This window comes from Micromonospora sp. HB375 (assembly GCF_017872985.1).
Taxonomy (GTDB): domain Bacteria; phylum Actinomycetota; class Actinomycetes; order Mycobacteriales; family Micromonosporaceae; genus Micromonospora; species Micromonospora chalcea.
On the sequence record NZ_JAGGJO010000001.1, the window covers coordinates 1,850,470 to 1,863,851 of the forward strand.

The following is a 13,382-nucleotide window of genomic DNA, read 5'->3' on the forward strand; positions in this document are numbered from 1 at the left end:
ACCGACGGCGAAACGGTGGGCGGTGCGCTACACCGAGCTCCGCGCCGATGCGGCGGACGGATCGGCCGTCACGGCCGCAGGGACGGGCGCGCCGGCCGGCAACGGTGAGCCCGGGACGACTTGCGGCGGGTGCGGCCACGCCCGCACCGTCACGCCGGCTGGGCGGGTCACGCTTCGGCCACCGGTTTGTGCCCGCAGACCAGCTCCCAGCCGCCGGGCAGCACGGCCACCCGGTCGAAGCCGACCTCCTTGAGCAGACTGGTGTAGAACTCCACCTCCCGCAGCCGACTGACGCAACTGTCGACCCCGATGAGGAAGTAGCTCCAGAAGAACTGCATCGCCAGGCGGTCTGGGGTGCGGAACTCCTCGCAGATCACCAGCAGCCCGCCCGGTTCGAGGGCCGCGTACGCCTTCTCGACCAGCCGGCGGGCGACGTCGTTCGGCCAATCGTGCAGCACCCGGACGAACGCCATGGCGTCGTAGCCCGAGGGCAGCGGCTCGGCGAAGAAGTCGCCGCCGACGAAACCCAGCCTGTCGACATGCCCGGTGCGGGTCCGGGTCGCCTCCACCAGCGGAGCCACGGCCGGCAGGTTGTACACGTCGATCCGTAACCCAGGCACGTCGTCGAGGATGTGCGCGGCGAGCGTGCCGTCACCCCCGCCGATGTCCAGCAGACGGCGCCGGTCCGACCACAGCCGGCTGGCGTTGCGATGCATCGTCTCGATCACCGGACCGAGACCGACGGCCATGCTGCGCTCGAAGTCGGCGGTCTGTTCGTCGGTCTTCGGAGGCCAGGCGAAGTCGTCGTCGCTCATGCTCACCTCGCCGCGCAGGCTCTCGGCCAGCCGGCCGTGCAGCAACCGCCAGGGGTAACGGTCCCGGTCACGTTCGACAGCACCGGGGCCGACGACCGCCATGACGGCATCCCGGAGGCCGGGTACCGCACGGTACGTTGCCATCGCGATGTCGTCACCTGGCTCGCTGCGCTCAACGACACCGAGGCTTTCCAAGCAGTCGAGGAACTTGTAGAGCCGCAGCGGCCGCACGTCGAAACGGGCGGCCAGCTCACCGAGGCTCGCCGGCCCGGGCTCCAAGGCGTCGAGCAGACCCGTGCCGAGCGCGGTTTCCAGCACGTCCATGGCCTTCGGCCCGTTGGCGAGCAGACTCATCAGCGCGCGTGAGGACAGCGTGACCTTCACCGTTCCAGCTCCTCTTCCAGGGCGTCCATGAACGTGTCGATCTCGTCGAGGGTGTTGTAGACGTGCGGGCCGACCCGCAGGTAGCCCCGCCAGCTGCAGACCATGTCGCGCGCGACCAGCCGCCGCTTGACCGCCTCGCCGTCGGCGACGTCCAGGCACACGACGCCACCGCGCCGGTGCGGCTCGGTCGGGCTGACCACGTCGATGCCAGCCGCCGCGGCCCGCTCCAGGATCCGCTGGGTGCAGGCGAGCGAGTGCCTCCGAATCGCGCCGGCACCCACCCCGGCCAGCAGATCCAGGCCGACCTGGGAGATCAACGAGGTCAGGGGGAACGGCGTCCCGCCGGCGAACCGTCGGGCCCCGCCGGCCCAGCCTGTCGACGGCTGGAATGTGAAGGCCCGGTCACCGGCCTGCCAGCCGGTCGCCGCCGGCTCTAGCTGCGGCACCAGACCCGGGCGTACGTAGAGGAAGGCAGTGCCGACTCCGCAGAGCCACTTGTGCGCGCCGCCGAGAACCACGTCGACGCCGAGCGCCGTCACGTCCATCGGCATGACCCCTACGCTCTGGAAGGCATCAACGACCACCAGCGCGCCGACGTCGTGGGCGCGCCACACCAGCCGGGGCAGGTCGACGGTGGCCCCCGAGGAAAAGCTGGCGTGCGGGATGCACACCAGCAGCGTGCGTTCGTCGATCCGTGCCTCGACGCCCTCCTCGTCGAACCGCGGGCCGCCCGAGCCGACCACGTCGAGCCGGGCGCCGTACCGACGGAACGCGTTCCAGATGAACGGCACCGTCGGATACTCCAGATCGGTGGCGACGATCCGGTTCCGCGGCGGACGATAGTCGAAACAGGACGCCACCCGGGCGAGCAGCGTGCTCAGGTTCGCGTCGGTGACCACGCTGCCCGCCGGTGCGCCGATGAACGCGGCGACGGAGTCGGCGTACCGGTCGAGGCCGGCGTGCCAGTCCTGCCAGACCTCGTCCCGCCAGTTCCGCAGCGTCCGCCAGTAGCCGGTGAGCACCTGTTCCGCGCCCCGCGGCACCGCGCCCGTCGAGTTGTTGTTCAGGTAGACGCCGGTGCTCAGCACGGGGAACTCGGCGCGCAGCGCGGCGTGCGCGCTGGCGTCGAGGCACTCGGGCGTATCGAGGTCGGAGTTCCGGTGCGGTGGGCTCACTCAGGGCTGCCTCTGGTCGGCTCGATAGGGGACGGGGGACGGGGGGCGGGGCTCGCAGGCGACGGAGGTGAAGACCGGGATGGATCGGACGGCGGCCAGATAGGGCGTGCCCTCCGTGTAGCCGGTGCCGGCCCGCGGGCCGAGCATCCGGGTCGCGAGCCGGTAGTGCGTGCGCCGCCACTGGAATACCGCGGCGGCGAACGACCGCATCTCCTCCTCGACCCGCCCGCCTTCGGGCGCGGCGAGCAGGCCGTCACGCACCGCCGCCCGGAACGCGTCGTCGATCGACGGCTGGCCGGCGTGCACCAGCTCGCGCACCTCCGGGACCTGGTGGTACGCGGCCGAATCCAACCGCGACCCCTCGGGTGTGCGGCACAGCGACTCCATGAGCTTGTAGGAGCGGGACTGGATGGCGCTGGCCCCCGCGGTGTACTCCCGGAACGTCCGGAACGCCTCCGGCTGCATCGTCGCCAGCAGCGCGAACAGCGGCCCGGCGGCGGTGAGCTGCTGTCGGGCGTACACCAGCCGTGCGGCCGCCCGCCCCGCCTGGCCGGCGGTCAGGGCGGCGACGGTGGCGCGCAACTCCTCGGCGACCCCCGCGAAGAGACATTCGTACGACTGGAGCACCCGGATGAACAGGTACTCGTCGTGCGACACATGGACCGGCAGCATGCTCAGCCGCAGGACCAACTCGCCGGCGGGATCAGCGTCGGCGGCGACGGCCCGCAGCTCGTCCGGGGTCGCCACAGCTTCCCGGCCGGGGACCATCCCGGCGATGCCCAGCCGGGCGAGAGCGGGTGACACGGCCCGCACGCCGAGCCGGTAGCGCTTGGACACCACGTCCCGGCTCGGGCGCCGCTCGGGCAGCAGGTCGGTGGCACCGGAGGCGGCGGTCAACTCGAAGGCCAGCACGTCGGCGACCAGGCGAACGAGGAGCCGGTCCCGGTCCCGTCGCGCACCGAACGGGCCGGCGACGTCGCCCCCGCCGGGCAGCCGGAGCAGCCGCAGCGCAAGATAGCTGCGGTAGTCGTACCGGCCGTCCCACTTATCGAGCGCGACGTCGAGGAAGTCACCCAGCAGCCGGGCCTGCGGCTCCCGCGCGGTCGCCGGCACCGTCAGCTGCGTACGGGCCTGGTCGAGCAAAGCCAGCACTTCCTTTTCGACGAAGTGTTTACCGACCCGGTGAAACTCCGCCAGCACGGCGGAGTACGGAAAACGGCAGGTCTGACCGCCGCCGGACAGCCAACTCGTCAGTTCGCGCACGAAACCGCACCTCGACATTTCGGTCGCTACGCAGGTGGGTGAGGAAAAATTGACAATTACTGGTGAACGAGGATTGTCAACGTTGGTCGGCCTGTGATTCGTTAGCGGATCCGTCGGAGGGCTTCAGGCGGGCCCGCCACAGTGCAGGGAAGAACCGGTGCCCGACGAGCTTGGCGAGCATCGTCGCCTCGGCGCCGCCGGGATCGTGGCCCCCGACGCGCAGAGCGACCCGGTAGTGCCGCATACGCCACAGCGACACCCGCTCGTCCCACTCTATGAGCGCCTCGGCGAGCCGCTGGACGGGGTCGGCGGGATCCGGCCGACCCAGTGCGGCCGGTTCAATTCCTCGGACTTCGAGGTGCTCGGCGAACGCCCGGCCGAGCTGCCGGCTCATAGCGTGGACCTGCCGCCATCCGGGTGACTCGGCCCCGGATCCCTTACCCAGCGCCGGTTGCATGGCCTGGAAGTCGGCCGGGGACAGGTGCCGGAACATCTCCAGCTGGTCGGTGACCAGCCGGATCCCCAACGTCGCCCGAGTTAGCAGCGACTCGGTCACCGCCAGCTCGCCGACGCGCAGCCGGGTGACCGCCTCGGCCAACTCGGCGGCGACGAGCTTCAGCCACAACTCGGTGGACTGGTGCACCACCTGGAAGAGCAACTCGTCGCGGTGCATCATCTCGTCCGGCCGCCGTTGCAGGGCGAGCAGCGTGTTCAGTCGCATGTAGCGCGCATAGTCCGTGGCGCCGTCGCCAGGCAGCACAGGTGAGTGGCCCTGCTTCACGGAATCGGTTCCCTTCGGTCGACGTCGCTGCATCGGAAACCGATGGTGCGACCATGCGTGCAGCGGACATTATGCAACGGCAAACGACAATGTGCTATATCTCAACCCGATCGATCTGAGAGCGTAAAACCTCCTTTCCGCCCTTGAAAACGGTCAGGCTGGGCAGGGCGAGATTTGGCCGTACGTGTGCGGTGGGTCGGCAGGCCGTCCACCGATGCAGCCGGGGAAAGGCTGCGATGTGGCCGGCTCGGGCGCGGGCGGGGTGGCGGCGCCCCTGCTGATCAGCCGCGAGGTGGACCTGCTCTGGCTGGGCCAGGTGCTCACCGGGCCTTCGGGCGCTGGTGCTCGTCGAGGTTAGGGCCGGCGCGGCAGGAGCCGGATTCGCGGTGCCACCTATGAACTCCCCGTCGAGTCTGGGCGCTACCGGCCGACGGCCGAGAACGGCACGACCACGACGGCGTGGACCGTCACGTCCGGCGCTGTCGCCCGCACCGAGCCGCCGAAGGGGTCCTGCACGCCCGGAGGGATCGGGCAGTCCGTGCCGCGCCGACCCCTGCTGTTACTGCCGGAACATGGAGATCTGCATGATCACGCCCGACGACAAGATCTCGGTCTTCGTGCGGACCACCGGACAGAGCGGTTCGGAGATCACCGGGCCATTCCGCCGGTGACCGGCTCCCGGCCCCGCTGACCGACACGCGACCACCGCTGTCCGGCCGCCCCGCAGCGGTGGCGGCCGGACAGCTGTGCGGGGTCAGCTACCGGCCGGGGGCGGGTGAGACGGGTATCGGCCGACCGCGCCGACGGGTGAGCATGCCGAGGGCGATGTCGATGAAGAGGAAGCCGAGCAGAGTGACGCCGAACCAGGGCAGTGCCCAACCGAGTGCCACGGTGACCGGTCCACCGAGCGGCAGCGCCCACCACGGAAGCCCGCGGACCCCACCTCGGGCGGGCGGCGCGCCGAGCGGTGCGCGGCGACCGGCGCGGGTGGGGCGGCGCTGCCACCACATGCGGTAGCCCCAGACGATGACGCAGAGCAGGCCGAGAGCGAGCGCGGCGAGCAGGATCTGATTGACCGGGCCGAACAGGATTCCCATGTGGGCTTGAATGCCGAGGCTGCTGAGCCGCGCGAGGAGCGGCCAGTCGGCGAAGTCGCTGCGGTCGGTGACCCCGCCGGTGGTGGGGTCCACAGAGATCCGGTCCTTCGCGACCGGCCAGGTGTTGTCGACCTGGGCGACGGTCCATGCCTGGCCGGACTCCGCGGCAGGGCTGATCTCCACCGGCCCCGAGAGTCCGGCGCCGCGCGCGGAGGCCAGGACGATGTCGAAGGACGCCGGATTGTCCGCCGTGCCGGTCACCGCCCCACCGTGCTGGTGCCCACCACCACTAGCGGGCGGGGGCACGCCGTCGAGGGTGGTGGACAGTTCCGGAGTGCCGGCGCGCAGGACGTCCAGGCCGGCGCCGAAATTCGCGCCGGCGTACCGGGACCAGGTCAAGCCGGTGGCGGAGAGGAACAGCAGGCCGACCGCGAGCCAGACACCGGTGGTGGCGTGCCAGCCCCGCGTACGCCGGACTCCCTTGCGGGCGCTCAGGTCCGGTATGAGCAGGTGTGTCGTCCGGGCGCGGGTGGCGCTGCGACGGCGCCACCACAGGATGACGCCGCCGAGCACGAGGACCCACAGCCAACTGGCGGCGATTTCCGAGTAGTGCCGGCCGATCTCACCGAGGTGCAGATTGCGGTGCAGGTCGTCGAGCCAGGTGGTGGCCGGGGTGGAGCCGAACCAGGTGGTGAGCTGCCCGGTGACCTCGCCGGTGTACGGGTCGACGTAGACGGTGTGCTGCTTGTCGCCGAGTTTCTCGAGCGAGAACACCACCCGGGTGGTCCGGTCGCCGGTGCCGGGCGCCACGGTGGCGATGGTGCCGTCGGGGTGCGCGGCCCGTGCGGCGGTGACCTGTTGGGCGAGGGTCGTCGGCTGGTCGCCGACGGCGGCCACGGCCAGCTGGTCGCCGTAGAGGGCCTGGTCCAGCTGTGGGGTGATGGTGTACGCCAGGCCGGTCAGGGCGGCGACCAGGAGGAGGAGTCAGACCCGAGCACCGGGCAGCACCCGATCATCCTCACAGTCGAGTCGGCATGACACACGTTGGACAGGCGCGAGCGGGGAGCCGAGCAGGCAGAGCGGCCCACGGCCGCGGACGATCAGAAGACGACGAGCGTGGGCACGCCGTCGAGCCGGGTGAGGCCAACCGGCCCCGGCAGGCCGGCGCGACAACGGCGGGCCGTACCACGGGCGGTACCACCGGGCTGCCCGCGACCGGCCTGCTGCTGGTGGCGCCGGCGAACCCGTGGTGACCCCCGGCCGGACCTGCCCCGTCCGGCCGGGACGCGCCGGCCGTGCGGTGCGGTCACGACACCCAGACCGGTGGCGAACGCCGCCGGTTCGAGGGCAGCGCGTACCCGGAGCGCTCCAGTTCTCCTCGACTCCCCAGTCGGATAGGGTGCTCGTGCATCGATGATCGGGCTCACATCGGGGGGTTGTTGCCGTCTGGCGACGCCATCGTTCGCAGGCCAGAGCATGAGCATCGGCTCGACCAACCGCCCTCGCCCTCGCCCGGCCCGCAACGGTGCTGGCGCTCGTCGATCGCAGGGTGTCCCGGAAGGATGCCAGATGGGTACGGCGCGACCAGGGTACGCAGGTGGCCGGTCCGGGCCCCCGCAGCTGACGCCACCGACGGTTGCCCTTCACCGCCCCGGTTCGTCGTCGAAGCCCGTCGGACGGGAACGTGCCGGCCGCCGGAAGGGTCGTCCTATCGACGATGGACCGTGCTGACGGTGACCCGGTCGTCCGTAGCCTCGATGGTGCCGGTCCACTCACCGTCGTCCTTCTCGAACGTGATGATGGTGGTCCCGCCGGTCGTGCGGTCGCCCGTGACGTCGAAGAATCCCTGGGGCAGGGCGGTGCGGTAGAACGCGAGTACCCGCTGAGGGTCGGGCTCGACCAGGGTGAGCCGGGCGCCGGCGGCGGTGTCGGAGAGGTCGCGCACCTGGCTGCCCGGCGGGAACCGGAAGTTGAACGGCAGGTTCGTCACGCCCAGATCCCGGCCGGTCAGCGCCGGCTCCTCCGCCTGTGGCGGCGCGGTCGACTGCTCGGCCGGCCGGTTGCGGGCGAACGTGACTGTGGTGTCGCGCGAGGTGGCGATGACCTCGACGGTCCACCCGCGTCCGTCGAGGTACAGAGTCTGACCGGTGTCGGTGCCCACCGGGTATCCGGCCGGCGGGCCCGCCTGGCGGTAGTGGGCGAGCACCTGCTCGGGCGGAGGAGCGGTGAGGATCACCGTGGCCGAGCCAGGGTCGCCGAACGCGGTGTCGACCTTGCTGCCGGCGGGGAACCCGAGCCCCGGTGCCACCCCGGCGACAGTCCGGCCGTCCACCTCGACCCGGTCGCCCTGGTCGCTGCCCGGCAGGCTCGCCGGGGCAGCCGTGCTCGTGGGGGTGGCGCTGTCCGGTCCGCTCACCGGCACGGCCGGGTTGCCGCAACCGGGCGCCGCGATCAGCAGCGCGATCCCGGCCAGCGCGGGTAGCTTCCGCTGGAGACATCTCATCTGCCTGTCCTTCCGGTCGTACCAGGATTCGGTGGAGCCGTCCCGATCATGCCTGGTGCGGTCGCACCCCCGCACGACGGACGAACTGCTGTCGGCAGTCCTGCCGACAGCGGTCCGGCCCGGTCCGGCATGCTGAGTGCCATGACTGCCACGGCCGCCGTCGCTCCGCCCGCTTCCCGCTCCGGTCCCGGCCCTTCCCCGGCGATTCCGCTGACCACCGGCCTGATCGGGCTGTTCGTCGTGGTGCGGATCTGCCAGGTCGCCGCCTGGCCGGTCGCGGTCCTCACCGGCGGCACGGCCGGACTGCGGTCGGTGCCGGCGGCGGTGACGGTGTACGCGGTCCAGACTCTCGCGGTGGTCGGCGTGCTGGTGTGGGTCCACGGACAGGGCGCGGTGGGCCGGGGGGTCGCCGGGCTGGACGCGACGGTGGCGCTGGTCGCCCTCGTGGCCGGCGGCCTGCTCACCCGGCCGGGCCACGGCACCGGGTTCAGCCATCCGGCCCTGCCGGCCGCGATCGGCGCGGGCCTGACCGTCGCGCTGGCACTGTCGCGTCGTCAGGCCCTCGCCTGGTACGCCGCGCTGGCGGTCGGCTACCTGCTCGGGGTGCACGCCACGGTCTCCCTGGGTCCGGCGGCGCTGTCCGGGGCGGCGGGGAACCTGCTGGCACTGGTGGGTGTGCCGGCGGCCGCCGGCCTGGTGGTCGGTGCCCTGCGGCAGGCCGCACTGCGCGCCGACCGGGCGACCGTACGGGCGGTGAAGGCGGAGGCGGCGTTGGCCGAGGCAGGGCAGCGGATCGCGGCGCACGCCGCCTACGCCTCGGAGGTGGCACAGCAGCACCGCATGTTGCACGACACCGTGCTGTCCACGCTGGACGCGGTCGCCCGTGGCGCGGTCGACACCGGTGATCCGGTGGTGCGGCGTCGACTCGCCGCTGACGCCGACCATCTGCGTGGCCTGATCGCGTCCGCCGGTTCCGCGGTCGGAATGCGGCTGGTCGGCGAGCTCACCACGGTCATCCGGGAGTTGGCGCCGACCGGCCTGCGGGTGCACCTGCGGGTCACCGACGTCCCGCCGGACGTGCCGCCGGCCGTGGTGCGAGCGCTCACCGGCGCGGTCCGGGAGGCGCTCAACAACGTGATCCGGCACAGCGGCACCTCGACCGCCTTGGTGACGGTGGCCGGCCCGGCGGCGGGGACGGACGACCCGGACCCGGCGAGGCTGCGGGTCACGGTGGCGGACCGCGGGCGCGGCTTCGACCCGGACCGGATCCGGCCAGGGCTAGGGTTGTCCCGGTCGGTGCGCGCGCGGATCGGTGAGGCCGGCGGCGAGGTGCTGGTGGACAGCGGAGCAGGTCAGGGCACCACCGTCGAGATGAGCTGGCCGCCCGGCGCGTGGACGTCGGCGGCTGGGTGAGAGGGCCGGATGATCACTGTCGCCGCGATCGACGACGACCGGATGCTGCTCGACGGGCTGCGTACCTGGCTGGCACCGGTCGAGGACGTCCGCCTGGTGCAGGTCGCCGCCACGGTCGACGGCTATCTCGACCGACTCGGCGGTGCGGACGCGCCCCGGGTGGTCCTGCTCGATCTCAACCTGCGCGACGGATCCGACCCGGCGGACAACGTGGCGCGTGTCCGGGCCGGCGGCGGGCGGGTGCTGGTCGTCTCGGCGGTCCCCGACGCCGACGGCGTGCTGGCCACGATCGGTGCCGGGGCGGCCGGCTACCTCACCAAGAGCCATCCCCTGGACGTGCTGGTGGAGGCGATCCGCGAGGTGGCGTCCGGCGGGTCGGCGATCAGTCCGGAACTCGCGTTCGTACTCAGCCGCGACGCCCGCGCCGACCGGCCGCGGCTGTCCCCGCAGGAGCGCGCGGTGCTCACCGCGTACGCCTCCGGGGCCACCCTGGCGGCCGCCGCGCGCCGCGCGGGCGTGGCCTACGGGACCGCGCGCGAGTATCTGGAACGGGTCAAACGCAAGTATGCCGAGGTGGGCCGCCCGACCCGGACGAAGTTGGAGTTGGCCGACCGGGTGCGCGAGGACCGGCTCGACCTGGGTGGTCCCGGCCGCTGAGCCCGCACCTGGGCAGTATCCAGCCGGCGTCGCGTCAGCCGCGACCACGTACCAGGGGCGGGGATACCTCTCCACGATCTCGACCAGCAACCTCGTCGTGGACGGACGGACGCCGCGCATCGCGTACCCGGCGCGCAGCAGCATGCGCGCCTCGGTCAGCGCGGCTCCCGGGGCTCGCGACGGGCGTACTTGGCGCGGAACTTCTCGACCCGGCCCGCCGTGTCGAGAAGGCGTGTTGAGCGGTCGGTAGCCTCGGCGCGGTGGCGGAGGATGACTTCATGATCGGGCTGAGCCCCCTTGGACGCGCGGCGTGCGGTCCGCCGACCGGGCGTGGCAGGCCGTCGCCGGATTGGTGGCGGCCTGCCACGCGCCGCAGGTCCGGTGGGTCAGCCGGCGCGGCGCAGCCGGCCGAGCATGCCGGCGAGGTCCTGGACGAACAGTTCGTGGCGGAAGTAGTGGCCGCCCGGCACCTCGCGCCACTCGTGCGGGATGCCAGCCCGGCTGAGCGCTCGCCGGAACTCGCGCTGGCCCGCCAGTACCTGGCCCTCGTTGACCGAGTCGAACCAGTTGACCGGGTCGGGTGACGTGCCGGCCGCCAGGAAGATCCGCTTGTTGCGGTAGCTCTCGATGCGCTCCATCGGGTTGTCCGCGCTGACCCGTGCCTCGTCCCACAGGGGCGCGCCGTACACTGTGCCGCCGCCGAGGTCGAGCGCGGCCGAGGTGATGTTCGCCCAGTGCACGACCAGGCCGAAGTCGCGGCGCAGGCTGGCTGGCCCGGAGTGGGAGCTGACCGAGCAGAAGTGGCCGTAGTACTTCGCCGTGTACTTGAGGGCCCCGAAGCCGCCCATCGAGAAGCCGGCCACGGCGCGGCCGTTGTACTCGGGGAATGTGCGGAAGTTGGCCTCGATCCAGGGGAGCAACTGGGCGATGTGGAACGTCTCCCAGTTGCGCGGCCCGACATTGGTGCTGACCGGGTTGCTGTACCAGCCAGTGGAGGCGTCCGGCATGACGACGATGATCTCGCGGCCCGCGGTGAGGTTGATGATGTTGTCCTGGAGGTGGAACGTGCGGAAGTCCGCGTTGCCGCCGTGCAGCAGATACAACACCGGGTAACGCTTGCGGCTGGTGTGGTAGCCGTCGGGCAGCAGCACGTTCACCGCCGGATCCCACTCGATCGCGTCGGTGGCGAAACGGTAGTACTGCAACCGGCCGCCGTTCTCGTTGCGGTCGACGATGCGCAGGCCGTACCCGTTGACGGCTGCACTGGCCGCGGACGGCGCGGTGAAGGCGCCGGCGAGGGCGCCGGTCGCCGCGACCGCGGCGGCGCCGGTGAGCAGCCGCCGGCGGCTCACGGTGGGGGAGATGTTCCGGTCGTGCGGCATGGTTCCTCCTGGGGCTCAGAGTGTGGTTTCGCTGGTGAGGCCGAAGTAGTCGTGCCATTTGGTGCTGGGGGCGAATGTGGTGCCGGTGGAGAGTGCGACGTAGATGTCGTTGGTGGTGCCTTTGGTGAAGACGATGAGGTCGTCTTTGCCGTCGCCGTTGGCGTCGGCGAGGTAGGGGAACTCGCCGGTTAGGCAGAAGAAGTCGTGCCATTTGATGGTGGTGCCGGTGAAGGTGGTGCCGGTGGAGGTGGCGGCGTAGACGTCGGCGTCGGTGTTGCAGGTGAAGGTGACGATGTCATCCTTGCCGTCGCCGTTGATGTCTCCGACGCGGGGTTGTTCGGTGCCGACGGCGAACAGGTCGTGCCATTTCTGGGGTGGGCCGAAGGTGGTGCCGGTGGAGAGGGCGACGATGACGTCGGCGGCGGTGGCGGGGCCTTGGGTGAAGGTGATGATGTCGTCGCGGCCGTCGCCGTTGACGTCGCCGAGGGCGGGGAACTCCCCGGTGATGGAGAAGTAGTCGTGCCATTTCACGGCGGTGCCGGTGAAGGAGGTGCCGGTGGACAGGGCGACGTAGACGTCGGCGTTGGTGTCGTGGGTGAAGGTGATGATGTCGTCGCGGCCGTCGCCGTTGACGTCGCCGACGGCGGGGATTTCGGTGCCGGGGGCGAACCAGTCGTGCCATTTCTGGGATGTGGTGAAGGATGTGCCGGTGGACAGGGCGACGTGGACGTCGGCGGTGGTGCCGTGGGTGAACACGATGGCGTCGTCGCGTCCGTCGCCGTTGACGTCTCCGGTCAGGGGGGTCTCTCCGGGCAGGGCGAACCAGTCGTGCCACTTCACCGACGTGCCCGCGAACGACGAACCCGTCGACGTGGCCACATACGCGTCGGCCAGCGAACCGTGGGTGAACGCGACCACGTCATCCCGGCCGTCACCGGTGAAATCCGTCGGCGAACCACCGAAATAGCGGGGCGCGGGCGGCGGCGGTGGCGTGCCGCAGTTGTCGCTGACCAGGAACCGCTGGTTGTACTGGCCGGGATACGGCGCGAGCGAGACGCCGTTGATCGAGATGACCTGGCCGACGCCGTTGTAGAGCTGCTCGTAGTGCACGTGCGCGCCGGAGGAGTTGCCGGTGCTGCCGGTGATCCCGATCTGCTGCCCCTGCTGCACGTAGGCGCCGTCGGGCACCGAGTAGGCGCTGAGGTGGAAGTAGTAGGTGGTCCACCCGCCGCCGTGGTCGATGACGATGTAGTTGCCGGCGCCGCTGGGCTGCGAGTAGCGCCGGGCCACTCCGGCGGCGGACGCCACCTGGGGCGTACCGCCTGTGACACCGCCGTCGGCGCGGACGAAGTCCAGCGCCTGCCGCACCTCGGCGCTGTGGTGGCTGTACGTCCACCGCTGCCCGCAGGGGAACGGTGCCTTGAAGGTGGGCGCGGCGAGTGCCGGTGACGGGGCGACCGTCACCGCGGTGAGGGTGGCCGCGGCCAGGGTGAGCAGCGCGACGAGGGCCCGCCGGGCGGGACTCGTCGGGAATCTGGGCATGCGGTGACTCCTCGTCGGAAGAGGGATGCACTGTCGGAGCGGCGCGTGGGCGTGTCGAGCCAGGGGCCGGTGTCGCCGATGGGCGGGCCCTGACAGTTCGCGTCGGAGAGAGGGGCGGCTGGCGTCCCGATCGGCGGGACGGTGGCGCTGAGGAGAAGTGAAACCGCAGACTTCGGAGCCTGTCAATACCCGACGGGGTGGTGAGTGCCGGCGGAAAACTTCCTTCAGCGTCGCTTCCGCCCGGCCTGGCTGCGCGGCGTGCAGGCCGACCCGCCGCGAAGATTCCTGCCCCGGAGGGAAAGCCGGGCGCAAGTATTGACAACCGTGGAAGCCTCGAAGTTAACTCGCCAGCAATCGATTTCTCAGACTC

The 13,382-nt window shown here is 71.4% G+C and carries 10 protein-coding genes and 1 pseudogene; 2 read left to right on the top strand and 9 right to left on the bottom strand.

The window, feature by feature from the left end; all coding sequences use genetic code 11:
* Positions 1–167: 167 nt before the first annotated feature.
* From J3R08_RS08775 to J3R08_RS08800, 6 genes are all read right to left on the bottom strand, one after another.
* Positions 168–1,199, bottom strand: coding sequence for a methyltransferase (locus J3R08_RS08775; RefSeq protein WP_209960690.1), 1,032 nt, complete (start codon positions 1,197–1,199; stop codon positions 168–170).
* Positions 1,196–2,374 carry an aminotransferase class V-fold PLP-dependent enzyme gene (locus J3R08_RS08780; protein ID WP_209960692.1) on the bottom strand — a complete coding sequence of 393 codons (1,179 nt, stop codon included), beginning with the start codon at positions 2,372–2,374 and terminating at the stop codon, positions 1,196–1,198. The genes J3R08_RS08775 and J3R08_RS08780 overlap by 4 nt, the downstream gene beginning before the upstream one ends.
* On the bottom strand, positions 2,375–3,655 hold the full coding sequence (locus J3R08_RS08785) for a tryptophan 2,3-dioxygenase family protein (RefSeq protein WP_245254694.1): 1,281 nt from the start codon (positions 3,653–3,655) through the stop codon (positions 2,375–2,377).
* A gap of 58 nt (positions 3,656–3,713) precedes the next feature.
* Positions 3,714–4,418, bottom strand: a complete 705-nt coding sequence (locus J3R08_RS08790) for a tryptophan 2,3-dioxygenase family protein (protein ID WP_209960697.1) — start codon at positions 4,416–4,418, stop codon at positions 3,714–3,716.
* Positions 4,419–5,176: 758 nt separating this feature from the next.
* Positions 5,177–6,490 (bottom strand): PepSY domain-containing protein, encoded by a 1,314-nt coding sequence (locus tag J3R08_RS08795; RefSeq protein ID WP_209964090.1) that lies wholly within the window; start codon positions 6,488–6,490, stop codon positions 5,177–5,179.
* 733 nt (positions 6,491–7,223) lie between these two features.
* A complete protein-coding gene (locus J3R08_RS08800; protein WP_209960700.1) occupies positions 7,224–8,018 on the bottom strand; it encodes a hypothetical protein in 795 nt (264 codons plus the stop codon).
* Between the two features lie 141 nt (positions 8,019–8,159).
* Between J3R08_RS08800 and J3R08_RS08805 the strand changes: the two genes are divergently transcribed.
* A complete protein-coding gene (locus J3R08_RS08805) occupies positions 8,160–9,431 on the top strand; it encodes a sensor histidine kinase (RefSeq protein ID WP_041784246.1) in 1,272 nt (423 codons plus the stop codon).
* 9 nt (positions 9,432–9,440) lie between these two features.
* Positions 9,441–10,088 carry a response regulator gene (locus J3R08_RS08810; protein ID WP_069089884.1) on the top strand — a complete coding sequence of 216 codons (648 nt, stop codon included), beginning with the start codon at positions 9,441–9,443 and terminating at the stop codon, positions 10,086–10,088.
* A 155-nt stretch (positions 10,089–10,243) separates the two neighbouring features.
* On the opposite strand, the pseudogene J3R08_RS32650 reads toward J3R08_RS08810, so the two are convergent.
* The 3 genes and pseudogenes from J3R08_RS32650 to J3R08_RS08820 form a co-directional block, all read right to left on the bottom strand.
* Positions 10,244–10,321: pseudogene (locus J3R08_RS32650) on the bottom strand (50S ribosomal protein L31); the annotation flags it as partial.
* A gap of 153 nt (positions 10,322–10,474) precedes the next feature.
* Positions 10,475–11,470 (bottom strand): alpha/beta hydrolase family protein, encoded by a 996-nt coding sequence (locus tag J3R08_RS08815; protein WP_043325481.1) that lies wholly within the window; start codon positions 11,468–11,470, stop codon positions 10,475–10,477.
* Between the two features lie 15 nt (positions 11,471–11,485).
* Positions 11,486–13,012 (bottom strand): VCBS repeat domain-containing M23 family metallopeptidase, encoded by a 1,527-nt coding sequence (locus J3R08_RS08820; protein WP_209960702.1) that lies wholly within the window; start codon positions 13,010–13,012, stop codon positions 11,486–11,488.
* Between the last annotated feature and the right edge of the window lie 370 nt (positions 13,013–13,382).